Annotated in this window: 27 protein-coding genes; all 27 read left to right on the forward strand. The window is 41.6% G+C overall.

The features are described from left to right. Positions 1–4: 4 nt before the first annotated feature. The 27 genes from flgG to C6Y06_RS08885 all read left to right on the forward strand — a co-directional run bounded on the left by flgG (position 5) and on the right by C6Y06_RS08885 (position 22,664). The gene (flgG, locus tag C6Y06_RS08755) at positions 5–796 is read left to right on the forward strand and encodes a flagellar basal body rod protein FlgG (RefSeq protein ID WP_034662356.1); all 792 of its coding nucleotides are present in this window, start codon (positions 5–7) and stop codon (positions 794–796) included. A gap of 37 nt (positions 797–833) precedes the next feature. Next, the gene (swrD, locus tag C6Y06_RS08760) at positions 834–1,049 is read left to right on the forward strand and encodes a swarming motility protein SwrD (RefSeq protein WP_034662354.1); all 216 of its coding nucleotides are present in this window, start codon (positions 834–836) and stop codon (positions 1,047–1,049) included. Further along, positions 1,046–1,474 carry a flagellar basal body-associated protein FliL gene (fliL, locus tag C6Y06_RS08765; protein WP_034662353.1) on the forward strand — a complete coding sequence of 143 codons (429 nt, stop codon included), beginning with the start codon at positions 1,046–1,048 and terminating at the stop codon, positions 1,472–1,474. The genes swrD and fliL overlap by 4 nt, the downstream gene beginning before the upstream one ends. 32 nt (positions 1,475–1,506) lie before the next feature. After that, a complete protein-coding gene (gene fliM / locus C6Y06_RS08770) occupies positions 1,507–2,505 on the forward strand; it encodes a flagellar motor switch protein FliM (protein WP_003212239.1) in 999 nt (332 codons plus the stop codon). Further along, positions 2,495–3,619 carry a flagellar motor switch phosphatase FliY gene (gene fliY / locus C6Y06_RS08775; protein WP_034662352.1) on the forward strand — a complete coding sequence of 375 codons (1,125 nt, stop codon included), beginning with the start codon at positions 2,495–2,497 and terminating at the stop codon, positions 3,617–3,619. The genes fliM and fliY overlap by 11 nt, the downstream gene beginning before the upstream one ends. A gap of 27 nt (positions 3,620–3,646) precedes the next feature. Beyond that, positions 3,647–4,009 carry a chemotaxis protein CheY gene (gene cheY, locus C6Y06_RS08780; RefSeq protein ID WP_007499584.1) on the forward strand — a complete coding sequence of 121 codons (363 nt, stop codon included), beginning with the start codon at positions 3,647–3,649 and terminating at the stop codon, positions 4,007–4,009. Positions 4,010–4,027: 18 nt separating this feature from the next. After that, the gene (fliZ, locus tag C6Y06_RS08785; RefSeq protein WP_034662351.1) at positions 4,028–4,687 is read left to right on the forward strand and encodes a flagella biosynthesis regulatory protein FliZ; all 660 of its coding nucleotides are present in this window, start codon (positions 4,028–4,030) and stop codon (positions 4,685–4,687) included. After that, entirely contained in the window at positions 4,680–5,345 is a 666-nt protein-coding gene (gene fliP / locus C6Y06_RS08790) for a flagellar type III secretion system pore protein FliP (RefSeq protein WP_007499580.1), read from the forward strand. The genes fliZ and fliP overlap by 8 nt, the downstream gene beginning before the upstream one ends. A 16-nt stretch (positions 5,346–5,361) precedes the next feature. Beyond that, positions 5,362–5,631 (forward strand): flagellar biosynthesis protein FliQ, encoded by a 270-nt coding sequence (gene fliQ / locus C6Y06_RS08795; RefSeq protein ID WP_003211206.1) that lies wholly within the window; start codon positions 5,362–5,364, stop codon positions 5,629–5,631. Positions 5,632–5,637: 6 nt separating this feature from the next. Next, positions 5,638–6,417 carry a flagellar biosynthetic protein FliR gene (gene fliR, locus C6Y06_RS08800; protein ID WP_034662349.1) on the forward strand — a complete coding sequence of 260 codons (780 nt, stop codon included), beginning with the start codon at positions 5,638–5,640 and terminating at the stop codon, positions 6,415–6,417. Continuing rightward, positions 6,414–7,502, forward strand: coding sequence for a flagellar biosynthesis protein FlhB (flhB, locus tag C6Y06_RS08805; RefSeq protein ID WP_106036788.1), 1,089 nt, complete (start codon positions 6,414–6,416; stop codon positions 7,500–7,502). Before fliR ends, flhB begins: the two co-directional genes overlap by 4 nt. Positions 7,503–7,531: 29 nt before the next feature. Then, positions 7,532–9,565 (forward strand): flagellar biosynthesis protein FlhA, encoded by a 2,034-nt coding sequence (flhA, locus tag C6Y06_RS08810; RefSeq protein WP_044141909.1) that lies wholly within the window; start codon positions 7,532–7,534, stop codon positions 9,563–9,565. Beyond that, complete coding sequence (gene flhF / locus C6Y06_RS08815) at positions 9,565–10,680, forward strand: flagellar biosynthesis GTPase FlhF (protein ID WP_106030841.1); 1,116 nt, start codon at positions 9,565–9,567, stop codon at positions 10,678–10,680. Before flhA ends, flhF begins: the two co-directional genes overlap by 1 nt. After that, positions 10,677–11,582 (forward strand): MinD/ParA family protein, encoded by a 906-nt coding sequence (locus tag C6Y06_RS08820; protein WP_106036789.1) that lies wholly within the window; start codon positions 10,677–10,679, stop codon positions 11,580–11,582. The genes flhF and C6Y06_RS08820 overlap by 4 nt, the downstream gene beginning before the upstream one ends. After that, entirely contained in the window at positions 11,579–12,652 is a 1,074-nt protein-coding gene (locus tag C6Y06_RS08825; protein ID WP_106030843.1) for a protein-glutamate methylesterase/protein-glutamine glutaminase, read from the forward strand. The genes C6Y06_RS08820 and C6Y06_RS08825 overlap by 4 nt, the downstream gene beginning before the upstream one ends. Positions 12,653–12,657: 5 nt before the next feature. Continuing rightward, entirely contained in the window at positions 12,658–14,688 is a 2,031-nt protein-coding gene (locus tag C6Y06_RS08830) for a chemotaxis protein CheA (protein ID WP_106030844.1), read from the forward strand. A 24-nt stretch (positions 14,689–14,712) separates the two neighbouring features. After that, a complete protein-coding gene (locus C6Y06_RS08835; RefSeq protein ID WP_034662331.1) occupies positions 14,713–15,174 on the forward strand; it encodes a chemotaxis protein CheW in 462 nt (153 codons plus the stop codon). 12 nt (positions 15,175–15,186) lie between these two features. Then, complete coding sequence (locus tag C6Y06_RS08840; protein WP_034662328.1) at positions 15,187–15,813, forward strand: chemotaxis protein CheC; 627 nt, start codon at positions 15,187–15,189, stop codon at positions 15,811–15,813. Further along, a complete protein-coding gene (locus tag C6Y06_RS08845; protein WP_106030845.1) occupies positions 15,813–16,313 on the forward strand; it encodes a chemotaxis protein CheD in 501 nt (166 codons plus the stop codon). Before C6Y06_RS08840 ends, C6Y06_RS08845 begins: the two co-directional genes overlap by 1 nt. A gap of 24 nt (positions 16,314–16,337) precedes the next feature. Continuing rightward, the gene (locus C6Y06_RS08850; RefSeq protein WP_012009976.1) at positions 16,338–17,105 is read left to right on the forward strand and encodes a FliA/WhiG family RNA polymerase sigma factor; all 768 of its coding nucleotides are present in this window, start codon (positions 16,338–16,340) and stop codon (positions 17,103–17,105) included. Between the two features lie 21 nt (positions 17,106–17,126). After that, positions 17,127–17,666 (forward strand): hypothetical protein, encoded by a 540-nt coding sequence (locus C6Y06_RS08855; RefSeq protein WP_060596274.1) that lies wholly within the window; start codon positions 17,127–17,129, stop codon positions 17,664–17,666. A gap of 155 nt (positions 17,667–17,821) precedes the next feature. Continuing rightward, a complete protein-coding gene (gene rpsB, locus C6Y06_RS08860; RefSeq protein ID WP_003212093.1) occupies positions 17,822–18,556 on the forward strand; it encodes a 30S ribosomal protein S2 in 735 nt (244 codons plus the stop codon). 91 nt (positions 18,557–18,647) lie between these two features. Beyond that, the gene (gene tsf / locus C6Y06_RS08865; RefSeq protein WP_012009978.1) at positions 18,648–19,529 is read left to right on the forward strand and encodes a translation elongation factor Ts; all 882 of its coding nucleotides are present in this window, start codon (positions 18,648–18,650) and stop codon (positions 19,527–19,529) included. A gap of 134 nt (positions 19,530–19,663) precedes the next feature. Further along, positions 19,664–20,386 (forward strand): UMP kinase, encoded by a 723-nt coding sequence (gene pyrH, locus C6Y06_RS08870; RefSeq protein ID WP_008344767.1) that lies wholly within the window; start codon positions 19,664–19,666, stop codon positions 20,384–20,386. Between the two features lies 1 nt (position 20,387). Then, positions 20,388–20,945 carry a ribosome recycling factor gene (gene frr / locus C6Y06_RS08875; protein WP_003212469.1) on the forward strand — a complete coding sequence of 186 codons (558 nt, stop codon included), beginning with the start codon at positions 20,388–20,390 and terminating at the stop codon, positions 20,943–20,945. Positions 20,946–21,074: 129 nt separating this feature from the next. Then, positions 21,075–21,857, forward strand: coding sequence for an undecaprenyl pyrophosphate synthase (gene uppS / locus C6Y06_RS08880; RefSeq protein WP_034662319.1), 783 nt, complete (start codon positions 21,075–21,077; stop codon positions 21,855–21,857). 12 nt (positions 21,858–21,869) lie between these two features. Then, a complete protein-coding gene (locus C6Y06_RS08885; protein WP_060596276.1) occupies positions 21,870–22,664 on the forward strand; it encodes a phosphatidate cytidylyltransferase in 795 nt (264 codons plus the stop codon). Positions 22,665–22,680: the final 16 nt, after the last annotated feature.

Here is a 22,680-nt window from a genome sequence, read left to right on the forward strand (position 1 = left end):
ATAAATGTTACGCTCACTTTACTCAGGAATTAGCGGAATGAAAAACTTCCAATCAAAATTAGATGTTGTAGCCAACAACGTAGCCAACGTCAATACACACGGATACAAAAAAAGCCGTATCACTTTTAAAGATATGGTCAGCCAAACCATTGGAAGTTCTGGTGGACCAACGAACAACTCTGGTTCAATCAACTCAAAACAAATTGGTTTAGGATCATCTTTATCTTCTATTGATAAAATCATGTCAGCGGGATCTTCTCAAAATACAAATGAACCTTACGACTTCTATATCAATGGAGATGGGTTTTTCCGGATTGAAAGTCAAGGAGAAATTCTTTATACAAGAACAGGGAATTTCGACACTGATTCAGAGGGAAGCTTAGTCACCCCTGATGGAAATTATCTGCTTGGAATGAATGGACAAAAGATAACGATTCCAGACGGCGTTTCGAGTGTGAGTGTTGGTCCAGATGGAACGGTTTCGGTTGTTGAAAACAATGTATCAAGAACCGTTGGTCAAGTATCACTCGTATCTTTCCGTAACGCAGGAGGGTTAGACAAAGTTGGTGACAACCTTTACCGCCAGACCTTAAGCTCAGGTGCTCCAAGTAACCCTATCGTACCTGGTGAACAAGGAACGGGCGTCATCCAAACAGGTAAACTTGAAATGTCAAACGTTGATTTAACAGACGAGTTTACTGAAATGATTATCGCGCAGCGCGGTTTCCAATCGAATGCAAAGACGATCACAACATCTGATGAAATCCTGCAAGAGCTTGTGAATCTGAAACGATAGGAGGTAGGGGGAGCGGTTTATCGCTTCTCTGCTTAATATGATTGAAGTGACAAGATTAAATGGCAAAGGATTTATGCTGAACGCTCTCCATATCGAGCAAATCGAAAGCTTTCCAGACACGACCATTACATTAGCCAATGGAAAGAAATTCGTTGTGAAAGAAGATAAAGAGCAGCTTCAAGAGAAAATCATTTCTTTCTACAGAAAAATCCAAGTCATTTCATTGAATCAAGGAATAGAGGAGTTTGAATGAAGAAGAAATTAGTCGTAGTAATGCTAATCATGATTATTGCCATCGTCGGAATTGGAGCAGGCATCTTTTTTCTGCTGAATGGGTCAGACGAAGCAAAAGCAGAAAAAGAGCCAACAGCAGATGAAGTCGTAAAAGCTTCTGTTGAAATTCCTGAGATTATTACTAATTTAAAGTCTGAAGGAAATGCTGTCAAACTTGTATTGAATATTGAAACGGATTCTGAAAAAGCAAAAGAAGAGCTCGAGAAAAGAAGTTTTCAAGTGAAAGACGCCGTAATCGACATTTTATCAGACACGAATGCAGATGAACTTGATGGCAAAAAAGGCAGAGAACATTTTAAAACACTAGTCAAAAACAAAGTGAATAACTATTTGCAAGATGGCAAGGTGAAAGAAGTATATATAACCTCCTTTAATCTGCAATAGAGGCGATTAATTGACACGATGGAGGTGAAGAAATGTCAGGAGAAGTGCTTTCCCAGAATGAGATCGATGCATTATTATCCGCCATATCTACAGGCGAAATGGATGCAGAAGAGCTGAAAAAAGAAGAAACGACGAAAAAAGTGAAGGTGTATGATTTTAAACGTGCACTGCGCTTTTCGAAAGACCAGATTCGAAGTTTAACAAGGATTCATGATAACTTCGCTAGACTGCTCACCACGCACTTTTCAGCTCAGCTAAGATCATATATTCAAATTACTGTCAGCTCGGTTGACCAAGTACCATACGAAGAATTTATTCGTTCGATTCCTAATATGACATTATTAAACTTATTTTACGTCAGCCCGCTTGAAGGAAGAATCATGCTTGAAGTGAACCCAACAATCGGCTATGCCATGATGGACAGGCTGATGGGCGGGATTGGCATTAGTCATAATAAGACAGAATCACTTACAGAAATCGAAACAAAGATTATCTCAAACATGTTTGAGGGAGCTTTGGAAAATTACAGAGAAGCGTGGCAGTCCATAACCGACATCGAGCCTGAAATGGCAGATTTCGAGGTAAATCCCCAGTTTGTTCAAATGGTGTCACCAAACGAAACAGTTGTCGTCATTTCTCTTAATACACAAATTGGTGAGGTCAGCGGGGTTATTAACCTATGTATTCCTCATGTTGTATTGGAGCCTATTATTCCGAAGCTGTCTGTACACTACTGGATGCAGTCTGAACGAAATGAACCAAAACAACAAGAAACAAAGGCCATTGAAAAACGGATTATGACGGCAAAAATACCGGTAGTCGCAGAGCTAGGGGAATCGGAAATGACGGTGGAAGAGTTTTTGAATTTGGAAATTGGTGATTGTATTGCCTTGGACAAACCAGTAAATGCGCCTCTTACTGTTATGGTCGGAAATAAACCGAAATTCTTGGGACAGGCCGGCCGCGTGAATCGGAAACAGGCGATTCAAATTCTAGATCACGACATAAGAGGTGAAGAAGATGGAGAATAACGGAAGTAAATTATCACAAGACGAAATCGATGCGCTCCTTAAAGGAGGCAGCAATGACGATATAGAGCCTGATACAATCCTTTCTGCAATGGAGCAAGATGCCATTGGGGAAATCGGAAACATTTCATTCGGTAGCTCTGCAACAGCACTTTCAACCCTATTAAATCAAAAAGTGGAGATTACTACTCCAACTGTTACAGTGATTCAAAAAAGTATGCTGAATGAGGAATTTCCTCATCCGTATGTCGCTATTGAAGTGAATTATACAGAAGGCTTCAGCGCAAGTAACTTGCTTGTCGTCCAGCAAACAGATGCAGCAGTCATTGCGGACTTAATGATGGGCGGAGACGGGACAAATGCTGACCCTTCTTTAAGCGAGATTCACTTAAGTGCAGTGCAAGAAGCAATGAACCAAATGATGGGTTCTGCTGCGACATCCATGTCGACGGTCTTTAATAAAAAGATTGATATTTCTCCGCCGCGCGTCGAATTACTTGATGTGAAAGAAGGAGAAGGGACAGACCGCATTCCAGCTGAAGAAATGCTTGTCAAAGTATCCTTCAGATTAAAAATAGGTGAACTCATCGATTCAAATATTATGCAGCTTTATCCTATTACATTTGCGAAGGATTTAATCGCAGAATTAACAGACCCTGCGCAAGAGGAAGAGCCGGTTCAAGACACTCAAGTGAGCACACCTGAACCTCAGCCGGCAGCTCCGCAAACGCAGTCTGCACCAGCGCAGCAAGCAGCTCCGGCGAAAAGACAGGCGAAGCCAAAGCCGGCAGCACCTGTAAATGTAGCACCTGTTGAATTTGAAGCGTTCAGTGAGCCTCAGCATACAACAAGCCAGCTTGGAAATCTTGATATGCTGATGGATATTCCGCTTTCCATTACGGTGGAACTTGGAAGAACTCAGCGCAGTGTAAAAGAAGTCCTTGAGCTTTCAGCTGGAAGTATCATTGAACTGGACAAACTTGCTGGGGAGCCAGTAGACATTCTGGTGAACAAACGAATTGTCGCCAAAGGGGAAGTCGTTGTCATTGATGAGAACTTTGGTGTTCGTGTGACTGATATATTAAGTCAGTCAGAAAGACTTTCTAATTTAAAATAAACAAACATATAGGGAGAGAATAAGTAAATGGCTACTAAGGTATTAATCGTAGATGATGCAGCATTCATGAGAATGATGATAAAGGATATTCTTGTAAAAAACGGATTTGATGTCGTAGGAGAAGCAGAAAACGGCGCTCAAGCAGTTGAAAAATACAAAGAAACTTCTCCAGACCTTGTCACAATGGATATCACAATGCCAGAAATGGACGGGATCACAGCGCTAAAAGAAATTAAACAAATCGACGCTTCTGCAAAAATCATCATGTGTTCTGCAATGGGGCAGCAGTCAATGGTTATTGACGCGATCCAAGCAGGTGCAAAAGACTTTATCGTGAAGCCGTTCCAGGCAGACCGTGTACTTGAAGCAATTAATAAAACGTTAGGCTAAAAAAGGGTGTAAGACTTGTTGAAAAAACGTTTGATATGTATAGCAATGATCAGTTTTTTGCTTTTCTTGACGATGCAGCCTGCCTCACTGTTTGCTGAAACGAAAGATCCTGAAAATGGCACAGTGAATGACTGGCTCAAAGAAGAGAAAGGCAGCAAAAAGGATACAGAAAAGACAACCACTGACAATCAAACGAATCCGGCAGAAGAAGTTCCCTCTTCTTCTGTCTCCATTATGGATTTTGTCAAAATGATTGGTGCTTTACTTTTTGTCATCCTGCTCATATATGGATTGGTGAGATTTGTTGGTAAGCAAAACCGCTTACTTAAACCATTTCGCTATGTTGAAAATATTGGCGGAACGACGGTTGGCCAAAACCGTTCAGTCCAGCTTATCAAAGTGGGCAGACGAGTATTAGTTGTTGGAGTAGCGGACTCAATCCAGCTGCTAAAAGAAATTGATGATGAACAAGAATGTGAAGCGATCGTGAAACAATATGAAGAAGCGATGGAAAGCAAAACAGATTTACCAAAAATCGTTCAAAAATTCACATCGCAGGTAAAGAAACAAAATCAGCCAACCACTTCTTCTTTTTCAGCCAATTTGAAGGCGCAGCTAGCCGAATTGAAAAAGACCCAAGCAGAAGTCAGAAAGAAAGGCCCGAAACAAAATGAATGAGTTTATCGATTTATTTAATTCCAGCGGTGCAGGGAACATTAGCACGTCTGTCCGTCTTCTTTTACTTTTAACCGTATTTTCGGTTGCACCAGGCATTCTCATTTTAATGACATGTTTTACACGAATAGTGATTGTACTTTCATTCGTTAGAACGTCACTTGCAACCAACTCAATGCCGCCAAACCAAGTGCTTGTAGGGCTTGCTTTGTTTCTCACATTTTTTATCATGGCACCCACGTTCTCAGAGATTAATAAAGAGGCACTGACGCCGCTTTTAAATGATGACATTACGCTAAATCAGGCATATGAAAAAGCCGAAGTGCCAATTAAAGAGTTTATGAGTAAACATACGAGACAGAAGGATTTGGCTTTATTTCTTAGTTACGCAAAAATGGATACACCTGAATCGATAAAAGATATTCCGTTAACGGCGATGGTACCCGCTTTTGCTATTTCAGAATTAAAGACGGCATTTCAAATTGGTTTCATGATCTTTATTCCATTTTTAATTATTGACATGGTGGTCGCAAGTGTCCTGATGTCAATGGGGATGATGATGCTTCCTCCGGTTATGATATCGCTCCCTTTCAAAATATTGTTATTTGTTTTAGTCGATGGATGGTATTTGATTGTTAAATCTTTGCTGCAAAGCTTTTAGAGTAGGTGCTTAAAACATGAGTTCAGAATTTGTCATTACGATGGCTGAAAGATCAGTGTATGTGGTATTGCTTGTCAGTGGGCCGCTTCTAGCGCTCGCTCTTATTGTGGGACTGATTGTCAGTGTGTTTCAGGCGACAACCCAAATTCAAGAACAGACGCTTGCGTTCATTCCTAAAATTGTTGCAGTTCTTATTGGGCTTGTTGTGTTTGGTCCATGGATGCTGTCAACCATTGTGTCCTTTACGACAGAGCTGTTCTCGAATTTAGATCGATTTGCAGGTTAACCAGCGATGTCAATCATAGAATTATTCCCTGCTTTTCTGTTAGTTTTTATTCGGATCACCGCTTTTTTTGTGACAGTACCGCTTTTAGCGCATAGAACAATCCCAGCTGTACACAGAGTTGGCTTCTCACTGTTTTTAGCCGTGATTAGTTTTAGCACGATTAAGGAACCGCCAGCACTCGACGTAGACGGTCTTTATATGATGCTTGCTGTGAAAGAAGCAATGGTCGGACTTCTGCTTGGACTGATTGCATATATCATGGTGTCCGCTGTTCAAATTGCCGGCTCATTCATTGATTTTCAAATGGGCTTTGCGATCGCCAATGTAATTGATCCACAAACAGGGGCGCAAACGCCGCTGATGGGGCAGTTTTTTTATACGGTCACATTGCTATTGATGCTGGCAACCAATGCACACCACCTGCTACTTGATGGAATCTATTACAGCTTTCAATATATTGCAGTTGATCAGTACGCACTGAATTTCGGCAGTGAATCCTTTGCTTACTTTATTGCAAAGAGTTTCAACCAAATGTTCATCATTGCCTTTCAAATCTCGGCACCGGTTGTCGCCAGCTTGTTTTTGGTCGATTTGGCACTGGGCATTGTGGCACGAACAGTTCCGCAGATGAACGTATTTGTGGTCGGACTTCCTATTAAAATGGGTGTGAGTTTTATTATGATCATCATCTGTATGGGCGTCATCTTCGGTGTTGTCCAAAATACATTTGATACGATTGTACTCACCATGAGGAATTTCTTAGCATTGGTCGGTGGTTCGTCATGATGACAAGGCTTAGACTAGACTTGCAATTTTTCGCAGGTGAAAAAACAGAAAAAGCAACGCCGAAAAAGAGACAAGATTCACGTAAAAAAGGTCAGGTTGCCAAAAGTACCGACGTCAATACAGCCATCTCATTTCTATTAATCTTTTTATCATTCTTTTTTATTGGGCCTTTTATGAAAGAGCGTATTATTGCGCTTATTGAACGTTTTTATTCAACAACCATGCTAATGAAGGTTAGCACATCTAATATTCATCAACTATTCATGGAATTGCTTCAGGAAACAGCGCTCCTTCTCATGCCAATCCTTGGTGTTGGTATGCTGGCAGGTGTCATCAGTAACTATTTACAAGTTGGCTTTCTCTTTTCAACAGAAGTCATCAAACCGAAATTAGAAAAGCTAGATCCTATCAAAGGGTTTAAACGGATATACAGTATTCGAGCCCTCGTAGAGCTATTAAAATCTATTTTGAAAATTGGTTTTGTTGGTTTTGCGACATTTATTGCACTTTGGATGCACTTTGACGAAATTCTGCGGCTTCCTTTATTAACAGCAGAGGAAACCCTTCATTTCGTCGCAAATATGACCTTGATTATGGGTCTGTATGCAGCAGGTGCTCTCATGATCTTAGCAGGGCTTGATTATATGTATCAGAAATTTGATTATGAAAAAAACTTACGGATGTCCAAACAAGACATTAAAGATGAGTATAAAAAATCTGAGGGTGACCCGCTCATAAAATCAAAGATTAAACAGCGCCAGCGGGAAATGGCCATGAGACGGATGATGCAGGAAGTCCCAAAAGCGGACGTCATCATTACAAACCCAACCCACTATGCAATTGCTTTAAAATATGACGAAGAAAAGATGGACGCGCCCTTTGTTGTGGCAAAGGGAACAGATATTTTGGCTTTGAAAATTAGAACGATTGCGAAAGAGCACGATATCATGACCGTAGAAAACCGGCCGCTCGCTCGTGCACTATATGATCAGGTCGACATCGACCAAGCGGTGCCAGAGGAATACTTTAAGGCGATCGCAGAAATTTTAGCTTACGTATATAAAACGAAACAAAAGATTTTATGAATTTTTGGTTTTAAAAGGAGAGAACAGGCATGGCAGCAAGAGATTTATCTGTTTTATTCAGTGTTATTTTAATTGTGGCGATGCTGGTCATACCATTTCCGCCAATGCTATTAAGTATTTTAATCATTATTAATATTTCTCTTGCGCTTATCGTGCTTCTCACCACAATGAACATGCAAGAACCACTGCAATTTTCAATATTTCCATCATTGCTTTTGCTCTTAACGCTGTTTCGCTTAGGGCTTAACATCTCTACAACACGATCTATCCTTTCAACTGGAGACGCTGGAAAAGTTGTAGAAACGTTTGGTTCATTTGTTGTTGGAGGAAATATACTCGTTGGTCTGGTTGTCTTCCTTATCCTGATCATCATTCAATTTATAGTGATCACCAAAGGGGCAGAGCGTGTATCTGAGGTTGCGGCAAGATTTACCCTTGATGCGATGCCAGGTAAACAAATGAGTATTGACGCAGATTTAAATGCAGGAATGCTGACAGAAAGTGAAGCAAGAAATCGTCGTGAAAAAGTAGCGAGAGAAGCAGACTTTTATGGTGCGATGGATGGGGCAAGTAAGTTCGTCAAAGGGGATGCCATCGCAGGTATTATCATCGTCATTATTAATATTATTTTTGGGATTATTATTGGGATGCTTCAGCAAGGAATGTCGATTCAAGAATCAGCTTCCCACTTTACATTATTAACGGTAGGAGACGGGATTGTTTCACAAATTCCTGCACTTCTCATTTCAACAGCGACAGGGATTGTCGTCACAAGGGCTGCTTCTAATGGGAACCTTGGGTCAGATATCACTGAACAGCTGTTTGCATTCCCAGCTATGCTTTACGTCACAGCAGGTACGATCTTCCTTCTTGGGTTGTTTACTCCAATCGGCGTACTTTTGACAGGACCGATCGCAGGTTTACTTGCCCTCGGTGCATACTTGATGTCAAAAAACAAACAGGATCAAGAAGAAATAGAAGAGGTACTAGAGGAACAGGCAGAGGTAGAAGAGATGAAAAGTCCAGAAAGTGTCATTCACCTTCTCCAAATGGATGCCATTGAATTTGAGTTTGGCTATGGCTTGATTCCGCTAGCCGATGCAAATCAAGGCGGTGACCTGTTAGACCGAATTGTGATGATCCGAAGGCAGCTTGCCCTTGAACTAGGTCTTGTGATTCCAGTTGTCCGAATTCGAGACAACATTGCACTTAACCCAAATGAGTATCGACTCAAAATAAAAGGGAACGAAGTGGCAAAAGGCGAGCTGCTGCTTGATCACTACTTAGCGATGTCTCCTACGCCTGATGATGATCCGATTGAAGGAATTGAAACAATCGAGCCATCCTTTGGTCTTCCGGCTAAATGGATCTCAGAAGCAGAAAAAGATCAGGCTGAGATGCTCGGCTATACGGTTGTAGATCCTGCATCTGTTGTGTCTACTCACATCACAGAGAAGATTAGACAAAACACACACGAACTGCTCGGACGTCAAGAAACGAAGCAATTAATCGATCATCTGAAAGAAAGTTATCCTGTGTTAGTGGATGAGGTGACCCCAAATCCACTAGCAGTTGGTGATATTCAAAAAGTGTTGGCAAAACTGTTGAAAGAAAAGGTTTCTATTCGAAATCTTGTCACCATTTTTGAGACGCTTGCAGACTACGGAAAATTAACGACGGATACAGATTTGTTAACAGAGTATGTCAGACAGGCGCTGGCAAGACAGATTACCGCACAATATGCAAGAGAAAATGAATCGCTCAAAGTCGTGACATGCTCAGGCCGAGTGGAAAAGGTGATTGCTGACAGCGTACAGCAGACAGAGCATGGCAACTACTTATCATTAGATCCAGAATCCTCTGAAAGTGTGATTCAATCAGTGGCGAGAGAAATTGAACAGCTTTCGCTTCGTCAGGAAACGCCGGTTCTATTGTGCTCACCTCCTATAAGAATGTACGTCAAGCAGCTGTTAGAAAGATATTTCCCGGATTTACCGGTACTATCTTATAACGAACTAGAAGCAAATGTGGAAGTACAGAGCATCGGAGTGGTGGATATCTAATGAAAATGAAAAAAATCACAGCGAATTCAATGCAGGAAGCAACGATTCAAATTAGGCAGCAGCTTGGGAAGGATGCCGTCATTTTAAATTCCAAAACCGTTGTGAAACGAAAGCTATTCGGTTTAAAGAAACAGCAAATGGTTGAAGTAATAGCTGTGCTGGATCAAGATTTTGAAGAAAGAGCGGGTAAAGGTGGACATCCTGCGCCTCCTCTTCAAGTATTTCCGAAAAAGGAGCAGGTGCAACACCGGCCTGCAGAGCCATCCTTTGCTCCTGAGGCATTGAAACCAGTACCTTCTCATACTCAGCCTTTAGAATATGCGAGGAATGAGCGGCATGCTGGTATTCTGCCCGATCCTCTCATGGCAATCGATCAAAAGCTTAAGGATCAAGGTCTTGATGATGCCATTCGAGACGAATGTCTCAAAGGTCTTTTAACGAAGGGTGCTGTCAAAGAAGATCAAATTCAAAAAGAACTTGAACAATTGCTGACAGATATGCTGCCGGCTCACACTTCTGATGAGCCGATGATTCGTTCAAAATACATTGTGCTGTTTGGTTCAACTGGGGCTGGTAAAACAACAACAATTGCAAAGCTGGCTGCCAAAACTGCCATTCAGAAGCAAAAGAAAATCGCTTTTATTACAACAGATACGTACCGAATTGCAGCGATCGAACAACTGAAAACATACGCGGAACTGCTCAATGCACCGCTTGAGGTTTGTTATTCGAGAGAGGATTTTGTGAAAGCTCAAGAGACCTTTAAAGAGTATGATCATATTTTCGTAGACACAGCCGGTCGTAACTTTAAAGAAGAAGCGTATATCAAAGAGCTGACAGACATTATTCCATTTGATGAAAGCTTTCAAAGTTTCCTAGTGATGAGTGCGACCTCGAAGTATCAGGACATGAAAGCCATGGTTAAACGATTTGAACACGTTCCAATCGACCAATTCATTTTTACAAAGGTAGATGAAACAGACACGATGGGAACAATCTTTCAAATCATTACAGACTCTCAAATCGGCCTTGGCTTTTTAACAAATGGTCAAAATGTACCTGAGGATATTCTTGAGGGTTCTCCTCTTGAATTAACAAGGATGGTCTTACAATGATGAAGCCCGACCAAGCGGAAGGTTTAAGAAAGCTCGTTCAGCAGAATCAAACGATCACACCGGCTCCTCTTGGTATAAGCGGACAGGCAAAAACGATTGCTGTCATGAGCGGTAAAGGCGGAGTAGGAAAATCAAATTTGACGCTGAATATGGCACTGTCTATCGCAAATGCAGGCAAGCGAGTGTTAGTCATCGACCTTGATTTTGGTATGGGGAATATTGATATTTTACTAGGAAAAACATCGACTAGCTCTATATTAGATGTTCTTGTCAGGAAGAAATCTATCCGAGCAGCTATGACACAAGGAACGAACAACCTTTATTACATTTCTGGCGGAAGCGGACTTGAACAGCTGTTTTCTTTAGATAAAGATCAATGGTCGTTCTTTCTAGAGGAAATGGAAAGAATGATCTACGACTTTGATTGTATCTTCTTTGATATGGGTGCCGGCTTGTCAAAAGATCAACTGCCTTTTGTTTTATCAGCAGGAGAAGTTGTGGTTGTGACAACGCCAGAACCAACATCGATCATGGATGCCTACAGCGCAATTAAACACTTAGCTATTCATCAGTTTGAACAATCTGTGCAAATCATTGTCAACCGGTGTAAAACCCCGTCAGAAGGGTCTGAAACCTACCGGAAATTAGCAGGAGTGGTCACATCATTTCTACACAGAAAACTAGTATTTACTGGTGCTGTGCCAGATGATCCTGCGGTTCCAAAAGCAGTGGCTGAACAAATTCCATTTTATATCAAGCAGCCTCATTCAAGGCTGAGTAAAACGATCAAGATGCTGGCAGAAACACTTTATCAACAGCAGATAAGAGAGGCACAGAGAGAGCAGCATACGTTTATAGATAAGTTGTCCTCTTTTTTTAAAAGGAGGAAGGTGGACTCATGATTAGAGTGCTTGTAGTAGATGACTCGGCCTTTATGCGAAAGCTCATTAGTGATTTCCTAAGTGCCGAGCAAGAAATAGAAGTCGTCGGAACGGCGCGAAATGGGGAAGATGCCTTAAAACGGATCAAGGAACTGAATCCAGATGTTGTCACACTAGATGTGGAAATGCCTGTTTTAAATGGAACAGAAGCATTAAAACAAATTCTGGCTGAACATGACCTTGCCGTGATTATGGTGTCAAGCCAGACAAAGCAAGGGAAAGATTTAACTATCCATTGCTTAGAACTTGGTGCGTTTGACTTTGTGACAAAGCCTTCAGGAAGTATTTCGCTCGATTTGCACAAAGTAAGAGGCCAAATTGTAGAGCGAGTGCTTGCGGCAGGGATGTCAAGGAAACGCACAGAAGTGCAGATTTCTCCTAAGCCGGTGATGAAGACGCCAAGTCCAGTGGCTTTTCCTCGCCCGCAAGCAGTAAAAAGCAGCTCACTCCGAAAGATTATTTCAATCGGAACATCGACGGGAGGGCCAAGAGCACTTCAACGAGTCGTCACGAAGCTGCCAAAGGACATAGAAGCACCCATTTTGATTGTGCAGCATATGCCGGCAGGATTTACGGCATCACTTGCTACTAGGTTAGACCATTTATCTCAAATTTCGATTAAAGAAGCACAAGATGGAGATATCGCTAAAAATGGAGTGGCTTACATAGCTCCTGGTGGAATGAATATGTCACTTCATGAACAAGGGGCATCCTTAGTCATCAGGCTGTCTCCAGAGGACACGGAAAGCCGGCACAAACCTTCTGTTAACTATTTATTTGAATCCATCAGCAATATAAAGGGTTACGAGAAAATTGCTGTCATTATGACAGGCATGGGTAGTGACGGCACAGAAGGTGTCAAAAAAATGGTCGCAAGCGGTCCTACGAAAGTCATTGCAGAAAAAGAAGAATCATGTGTTGTTTTCGGAATGCCTAAATCAGTCATTAAAGCAGGCCTTGCACATGAAACAAGGCATGTGGATGACATCGCACATGCAATTATAAGCTCCATGAAAAAAGAGAGGGCGTGAACACGTTGGATGTAAACCAATACTTAGATATCTTTTTAGATGAAAGCAGAGAACACTTACAAACTTGTAATGAAAAACTTCTTGATTTAGAAAAGAACCCAACCGACTTGCAGCTAGTGAATGATATATTCAGAGCGGCTCACACATTGAAAGGCATGAGTGCAACGATGGGCTACGCTGATATGGCTCAGCTAACACATCATTTAGAAAACATGTTTGATGCCATTCGAAATGAACAAATGATTGTCACACCTGAGTCAATGGACACGATGTTTGAAGCACTTGATCACCTTGAAGCAATGGTTCAATCAATTGCAGAAGGCGGAGATGGGAAACGCGATGTCACAGAGGTTAGTAAAAAGCTAGATGTGACAGGAAGCCATGCTGAGGCAGCTCCTAGTGTTGAAACAGCGGATGTATCAGCTACGGCTGCTAACGACTTAGACTATAACGAATTTGAACGAACAGTGCTTGATGAAGCGAGGGAACAAGGCTTTAAATGTTATGAACTCAATGTGACATTAAGTGACGCATGCTTATTAAAAGCCGTTCGTGTCTATATGATCTTTGAAAGACTGAACGAAGCAGGCGAGGTCGTCAAAACAGTTCCAAATGCAGAACTTTTAGAATCAGAAGATTTCGAATCTGAATTCAGTATTTCTTATTTATCTAAACAACCGATGGATGAAGTGAAAAAAATCGTGATGGCGATCTCAGAAGTTGAACATGTTGAGATCTCAGAAGTCTCTGCATTTGAAGAAGCTGCTCAAGCTGAAAAACAAGAGGCAAAACCTGAACAGGAAAAAGAAGAAGTATCTGTGCCTGCTGCGAAAGCACCAGCAAGCGATGCGCCAAAAGCAAATGGCAATAACGGTGCAGCTGCCGGCGGAACAAAAACGATTCGTGTCAACATTGACCGTCTCGATTCTCTAATGAATCTATTTGAAGAACTGGTGATTGACAGAGGCCGTTTAGAGCAGATTGCAAAAGAATTAGAAAATAACGAACTCACAGACACCGTTGAAAGAATGACACGTATTTCTGGAGACCTGCAATCGATCATCCTGAACATGAGAATGGTACCTGTGGAAACAGTGTTTAACAGATTCCCGCGTATGATTCGTCAATTGACAAAAGAGCTGAATAAGAAAATTGAACTGATCATTGAAGGTGCTGAGACAGAGCTTGATCGAACAGTCATCGACGAGATTGGAGATCCGCTCTTACACTTACTTAGAAACAGTCTAGATCACGGAATTGAATCGCCAGAAGAACGTGTGAAAAAAGGCAAGCCAGAAAAAGGCACCGTTCTATTAAAGGCGTATCATAGCGGAAACCACGTCTTCATTGAAGTAGAAGATGATGGCGGCGGAATTAACCGTAAGAAAGTGCTTGAAAAAGCATTAGAGCGCGGGGTTATTACAGAAAGAGAAGCAGAGACGCTTGAAGATCATCAAATTGATTCATTGATCTTCGCAGCAGGTTTCTCTACAGCTGATACGATTTCTGACATCTCAGGCCGCGGTGTAGGCCTTGACGTTGTGAAAAACAAGCTGGAATCACTAGGTGGATCTGTGAGCATCAACTCAACAGAAGGACAGGGCTCACTATTCTCGATCCAGCTTCCGCTTACATTATCGATTATTTCCGTTCTTCTTGTGAAACTGGAAGAGGAAACATTTGCGATTCCGATTTCTTCTATTATTGAAACGGCTGTCATTAAGAAAAGCGACATCCTTCAAACGCATGATCGTGAAGTGATTGATTTCCGCGGATTTATCGTACCGGTCGTGTACTTGAAGAAACAATTCCACGTACCAAATGCGAATGAATTAGAGGAAGAACTGCACATCATCGTTGTTCGTAAAGGAGATAAGCTGACAGCATTTGTGGTCGATTCATTTATTGGTCAGCAAGAGGTTGTATTGAAATCACTAGGAGATTACCTGCCAAACGTGTTTGCGATCTCAGGCGCAACAATCCTAGGCGACGGTCAAGTTGCACTCATCGTTGACTGTAATGCACTGATCAAGTAAAAAACAATAGAGGAGCGGTCTGAAATGAGTACAGATATCAAAACTGGCGAAAAGATGATTGTGTTTATCGTAAACAAAAAAGAATACGCCATTTCAGTATCAGAAGTAAAGTCCATTGAAAAATGGCAGCAGCCAACAAGAGTCCCTGGCGTTGCCCCTTATATATGTGGTGTTATTAATCTGCGCGGTGTCGTGACACCTGTCATCGACCTTAGAGTCAGACTTGGATCAACTGACAACGACATTACAGATGAAACAAGAATGATTATTGTACAAGTTGGTGACATTGAAGTCGGCTGGATTGTTGATGAAGCGAATGATGTCATTACAGTCCATCAAGAAGAAGTAGAATCTTCTCCTGAATCAGCTGAAAAAGAAGGACAATCATGGGTGACAGGTATCATTAAGCATGATCAGCGTCTATTTAATATCATTCATCCTGGTGCCGTCCTCGACAAGAGCGTTCAAGATGCACCTGTTCATTAAGGAGGATGTGAAATGAGCATTTTCAATGAAATAAAAGATGAACAGCTGGATGTATTAAGAGAGGTTGGGAATATTGGAGCAGGCCACGCCGCGTCTGCTCTTGCCAGCCTATTGGATCGCAAAATAGATATGGCTGTTCCGTTTGTCAAGGTTCTCTCGTTTGAAGAATTAATGGATTTCTTTGGCGGTGCAGACCTCCCAGTTGCAAGTATTTTCCTGCGGATGGAAGGAGATTTATCCGGCTCTATCTTTTTCATTATGCCATTTGAGCAAGCAGAGCAATTTGTAAGAGAGCTTGTACAGGATCCGGCATTTGATATTGATACCATTCACGAGCATGTGATGGGGACGTCAGCACTACACGAGCTGGGAAATATTTTAGCAGGCTCTTATTTATCAGCCCTTGCCGATTTAACAAAATTGCAGCTTCACCCAAGTGTTCCAGATGTTACGCTCGATATGTTCGGGGCTGTCATTAGTGAAGGGTTAATGCAATTCAGCCCTCTAGGGGATCAGGCAATTGTGATTGATACATCGATTTTTGATGATCAAAATAAGCAAGAGCTGAAAGGAAATATGTTTCTATTACCAGACTTTGAATCGTTTGAAAAACTATTCAAAGCATTAGGTAACCTGTAATGAACGTTCAGATTCCGGCAGTTGTAAAGGTTGGTATAGCGGATGTTCAGATTGTGAAAACACCGGACCGCATTCGGACATCCGGACTTGGTTCTTGTGTAGGACTTGTTCTGTTTGATCAGGAAAAAAAACTGGCAGGTCTTGTCCATGTCATGCTTCCAGACTCATCCCTTGCAAAAGGGGCAGTGGAGAACTTGGCTAAATATGCAGATACAGGTGTCAAGCATACAATTGATCTGCTTCTTAAAGAAGGAGCACGCAAACATGCGCTAAAGGCAAAACTTGCTGGCGGCGCAGAAATGTTTAAGTTTAAGTCAACCAATGATCTGATGAGAATTGGACCTAGAAACGTATCAGCTGTTAAAGAACATCTGTCTCTTTATCGCATCCCGATCATTAGTGAGGATACGGGCGGGAACAATGGCCGTACGATTGAATTTGATCCGCTTACGACAGAGCTTGAGATCCGCACTGTGAAGCAAGGCACTATGAAGATATAACTAAGGAAGTATAGGGGGAGAAAGATGCAATCCTTAAATTACGAAGATCAGGCGCTATGGGCTAGATGGAAAGAGTGGAAGGACCCAGCTGCTGGAGATGATCTTATGCGCCGCTATATGCCGCTCGTCACATATCATGTTGGAAGAATTTCCATCGGACTCCCGAAGTCAGTGCATAAAGAAGACTTGATCAGTCTAGGGATGCTCGGTTTATATGATGCCCTTGAAAAATTCGACCCCGGAAGAGATCTGAAGTTTGATACATATGCATCCTTCAGAATCCGCGGGGCCATCATCGACGGTCTTCGTAAAGAGGACTGGCTGCCTCGTACATCAAGAGAAAAAACAAAAAAAGTAGAAGCGGCTATTGAAAAGCTTGAACAGCGCTATTTACGAAATGTGACGCCGACAGAAGTGGCAGAGGAACTTGGCATGAGTGAACAGGATGTTGTCACAACAATGAATGAAGGTTTCTTTGCGAATCTGCTTTCAATCGACGAGAAGCTGCATGATCAAGAAGACGGTGAAAACGTCCAAGTCATGATTCGCGACGAGAAAACAGTGACACCTGAAGAGAAGATGCTGAAAGATGAATTAATAGAACAGCTTGCTGAAAAAATGACCGAGCTATCGGAAAAAGAAAAGCTCGTGATCAGTCTTTTCTATAAAGAGGAACTGACGTTAACAGAAATCGGTCATGTGCTCAATTTATCGACCTCGCGCATTTCGCAAATTCATTCAAAGGCATTGTTCAAGCTTAAGCATCTGCTTGATAAAGCCATTCAATCTTAAAGAGTTAGTGAGTGAAAAAATATGTTATGGCTGATTAGCTTCATGCTTCATGCTGCACTTATTTATTTTGTGATCATTTTATATACGAGAATGAATTCGCTGAAGATAACTGAACAAAAGCAGCGAGAACTTCTAGAAGAAACGGAAAATACCCTGGCTGCATTTTTGATGGAAGTCAAAGAAGAGAATGACAAACTATCAAAAGTGGCAGCCGCTTCCCCTGATTTTTCTGCTGAAGAGCTGAAATCGGATTTTCAGACACCAAAGCAGCCACAACCACCAATTGAATCCCAGCAATCGGTAGAAAGTGAAGATCCAGTACCAGAGCACTTGTCGGCTCTCCTTAGTGAAGTTGAAGTGCAGGAAGAGAAGGTAAACGAACCCGTTCCACATCTTGAATCAGAAGCTTCTGTGCCTTCTGAAAGTGAAATAGAAGAAACATTCGAGGACCAAGTGAAGACCTTATATGACAAAGGGCATTCGCTAGAAGAAATAGCGAAAGAACTGAAAACGGGCAAGACAGAAATCGAGCTTTTATTAAAATTTAGCGGAAAGCTGTAAAGGATTCTTGATTGTCAGTCCATCATGTGTTATATTATTTCTTGGTGTTAAATACACACGCTTAATGATTCGTATGAAGGTGCTGCCGTGGCGCAGTTTTATGTGAACATGACTTGAGCGGAGGAAAAAAAACCATTATATTAGGAGGCAACAAAATGTCAGTTATTTCTATGAAACAATTGCTAGAAGCTGGTGTTCACTTCGGTCACCAAACGCGCCGTTGGAACCCAAAAATGAAGCGTTACATCTTTACAGAGCGTAACGGTATCTACATCATCGATCTTCAAAAAACGGTGAAAAAAGTAGAAGAAGCTTACAACTTCACGAAAAACCTTGCTGCTGACGGAGGGAAAATCCTTTTCGTTGGTACGAAAAAGCAAGCACAAGATTCAGTGAAAGAAGAAGCAATCCGTTCTGGTATGTTCTATGTGAACCAACGCTGGCTTGGTGGAACTTTAACAAACTTTGAAACAATCCAAAAACGTATCAAACGTTTAAAAGATATTGAAAAAATGCAAGAAAACGGTACATTCGATGTTCTTCCTAAGAAAGAAGTCGTTCAACTGAAAAAAGAATTAGAGCGTCTTGAAAAATTCCTAGGCGGAATCAAAGACATGAAAGGTCTTCCGGATGCACTTTTCATTATCGACCCTCGTAAAGAGCGTATTGCAGTTGCAGAAGCTCGTAAATTGAATATCCCAATCATCGGTATCGTTGACACAAACTGTGATCCAGACGAAATTGATGTTGTGATCCCTGCAAACGATGATGCAATCCGTGCTGTAAAACTTCTAACTGCTAAAATGGCAGATGCGATTCTTGAGTCTAAACAAGGCGAAGAAGAAGCTGTTGTAGAAGAAACGACAGAAACTGAAACAACAACTGCGTAACCTATTCAAAAGGTGATAAGAGGGAAATGCCTTTTATCACCTTTTTTTCACCTAGTAATCCGTGTTTTAACATAGAAGGAGGAAATGTAAAATGGCAATTACTGCTCAATTAGTTAAAGAACTGCGTCAAAAAACTGGTGCAGGTATGATGGACTGTAAAAAAGCGTTAACAGAAACTGATGGTGACATCGACAAAGCAATCGATCTTCTAAGAGAAAAAGGAATTGCAAAAGCTGCGAAAAAAGCAGACCGTATTGCTGCAGAAGGATTAACTCTTATCAAAACTGACGGCAACACAGGCGTGATCCTAGAAGTGAACTCTGAGACTGATTTCGTTGCGAAAAACGAAGGATTCCAATCACTTCTTAACGAACTTGCTGATCATTTGCTTGCTGCTAAACCTGCAACAATTGAAGAAGCTCATGCTTCTAAAATGGAAAACGGTTCAACTGTTGAAGAGCATATCACATCTGCAATTGCAAAAATCGGAGAGAAAATCACTCTACGTCGTTTCTCTGTTATCACGAAAGAAGATAACGCAGCATTCGGTTCTTACTTACACATGGGCGGACGCATCGGTGTGTTAGCTGTTCTTAACGGAACAACTGACGAAGAGCTTGCAAGAGACATTGCAATGCACGTTGCTGCTGTAAACCCTAAATACATTTCTCGTGACCAAGTGTCAGAAGAAGAAGCAAACCGTGAGCGCGAAGTATTAACACAGCAAGCGCTTCAAGAAGGAAAGCCTGAAAATATCGTAGCTAAAATGGTAGAAGGCCGTCTAAACAAATTCTTCGAAGAAATTTGCTTACTTGACCAAGCATTCGTTAAAAACCCAGATGAAAAAGTGAAACAAGTAGTAGCTGCGAAAAACGCAAGCATTCAAACTTATGTTCGCTATGAAGTGGGCGAAGGTATTGAAAAGCGTCAAGACAACTTTGCTGAAGAAGTTATGAGCCAAGTGAAAAAATAATGTTTGAAAAGCTCTCTGGGGCTTTTTTAGGGAGCACAAGCACTGTGTTCCCTATTTTTTAGAGGATATTGATTTACAAAAGACAGTTTCTTACGCATAATAAGAGACGGTATAGTTTACACTTGGAGGTTATCATGAGCAAACCGAAATATAATCGCATTGTACTGAAGCTAAGTGGCGAAGCACTAGCAGGTGATGCTGGAAATGGAATTAACCCAACTGTCATTCAATCAATTGCAAAGCAAGTAAAAGAAATTGCAGAGCTTGATGTTGAGGTTGCAGTTGTTGTAGGCGGAGGAAACCTTTGGCGCGGTAAGACAGGCAGTGACTTGGGAATGGACCGTGCAACAGCAGACTACATGGGCATGCTGGCAACAGTGATGAATTCACTCGCGCTACAGGACAGCCTAGAAACGCTTGGCATTCAGTCTAGGGTACAAACCTCTATCGAAATGAGACAGGTTGCAGAGCCATACATAAGAAGAAAAGCGATCCGTCATCTTGAGAAGAAACGTGTCGTGATTTTTGCTGCAGGTACTGGTAACCCTTATTTCTCTACAGATACAACGGCAGCACTTCGTGCAGCAGAAATTGAAGCAGATGTCATTTTAATGGCGAAAAATAATGTAGACGGTGTCTACAGTGCTGATCCTCGTACAGATGCGGATGCAGTAAAATATGATAAGCTTTCATATCTTGACGTGTTAAAAGAAGGGCTTGCTGTAATGGATTCTACTGCGTCCTCATTATGTATGGACAATGACATTCCATTAATCGTATTCTCCATTATGGAAGAAGGAAATATTAAACGTGCCGTAAATGGCGAATCAATTGGAACGATTGTGAGGGGGAAATAACGTGTCAAAAGAAGTATTGAACCAAACGAAAGAAAAAATGGAAAAAGCCGTTCAAGCATACGGACGTGAACTAGCAACTGTTCGTGCGGGCAGAGCAAATGCTTCATTGCTTGATAAAGTGACGGTTGATTATTACGGTGCACAAACACCACTCAACCAAATCGCGTCAATCACAGTGCCAGAAGCACGTATGCTGATTATCACACCTTATGATAAAACAGCCATCGGTGATATCGAAAAATCGATCCAAAAGTCTGATCTTGGCATCACGCCAACAAGTGACGGAAATGTGATCCGCATTGCGATTCCTGCACTAACAGAAGAAAGACGTAAAGAGCTTGTGAAAGTGGTAAGAAAATATTCAGAAGAAGCAAAAGTAGCTGTTCGTAATGTTCGTCGTGATGCAAACGATGAGTTGAAAAAACTTGAGAAAAATGGTGAGATCACTGAAGATGAATTAAGATCATCGACAGAGGATGTTCAAAAATTGACAGATGAATATGTCGCTAAAATTGATGACGTGACGAAAGATAAAGAAAAAGAAATCATGGAAGTTTAAGAAAAAACTATGTACAATAGATAATAGTGAAAAGACCCTCTTCATGTTTACAGGGGGTTTTTTTGTTAATACTGTTGGTGACTATATTATTAGCGGGAACGCAACCTTTTTGGGTGATGGAGGAATCTCATGCTCAATATACTCAAAAATTGGAAGAATCAGCAAACTGCTGCTTCCAACTTAGAAAGCCTGACAAAAGAAGACATATTAAATGGAGAAATTCCTGAACATATCGCCATTATCATGGATGGGAACGGAAGATGGGCGAAAAAACGTGCTCTTCCACGGGTAGCAGGACATCATGAAGGAATGAAAGTCGTCAAGCGCATGACAAAGCTTGCAAATGAGCTGAATGTCAAAGTGCTGACTTTGTATGCTTTCTCTACGGAAAATTGGAAACGTCCAAAACTAGAAGTAGACTTTTTAATGAAGCTTCCTGAAGAATTTTTGAACATCTACCTGCCTGAACTCATCGAGGAAAATGTCCGTGTGCGCTTAACAGGTGATCCAGACGGCCTCCCGCAGCATACGAAAAGAGCGGTAGAGAACGCAGTAAAGAGTACGGCGAATAACGACGGACTCGTTTTGAATTTTGCGCTCAACTATGGAGGGCGCACAGAAATCGTCTCCGCATGCAGACAAATTTCTGAAAAAGTCAAAGAAGGTAAGCTTCAAGCAGAAGACATCACAGAAGAGATGTTTTCAGCTTATTTAATGACAGAATCTCTTCAAGATCCGGATTTGCTTATTCGCACAAGTGGAGAAATTAGATTAAGTAACTTTATGCTTTGGCAAATTGCATACAGCGAGTTTGTCTTTACGGATGTGCTTTGGCCTGACTTTTCTGATGAGCATCTTATAGGCGCTATCGGAGAATACCAGCGCCGCGGCCGGAGGTTCGGTGGAATTTAGAGGGTGGTGCAGATGAAACAAAGAATTTTGACGGGTGTTTTGGCAGCTGCAGTCTTTTTACTTGCGGTTATATATGGACAGATGCCATTTACCCTGCTGATTTACTTAATGGGAAGTGTCGCTCTCTTTGAGCTTCTAAGAATGAAAAAGATATCGATTTTCAGCTTTCCTGGTATTGTCAGCTTAATATTGCTTTGGCTTTTAATGGGCGGAGAGAACAGCTTCTTCCCGAACGTAGACGCATCAAAAATGCAAATTGCTTTATTTGCAGTCTTAATCCTTTTAACTTATACAGTGTTGAGCAAAAACTCTTTCACATTCGATGAGGTTGCTTTTGTTGTATTAGCGACATTATATATTGGCGTCAGTTTCTATTATTTCATCCAAATTAGAGGCTTATATGGCATGAGTGCGATCTTCTTCGCAGCAGTGATTATTTGGTCCACTGACTCAGGTGCTTACTTTATTGGGAAATCTATGGGGAAACGAAAGCTCTGGCCAGAGATCAGTCCAAACAAAACAGTAGAAGGATTTATCGGCGGAATCGTCACAGCGGTCGTGTTGTCATTTGTGTTTCAGGCGGTTACAGGATTTTTGCCATCATATCTGCTTGTTATGTTTATTACTCTTTTGCTCAGTATCTTTGGACAGCTTGGCGACCTTGTGGAATCTGCTTTAAAGCGTCATTATCACGTAAAGGATTCAGGGACAATTCTCCCTGGACATGGCGGGATTTTGGACAGGTTTGACAGCTTTTTGTTCGTTCTGCCGTTTTTATATTTACTGCTCGCAACGTTTGCCAGCTAACCTCATAGAAACTTAT

This window comes from Bacillus sp. MZGC1, from assembly GCF_002998605.1.
In the GTDB taxonomy this organism is placed as follows: domain Bacteria; phylum Bacillota; class Bacilli; order Bacillales; family Bacillaceae; genus Bacillus.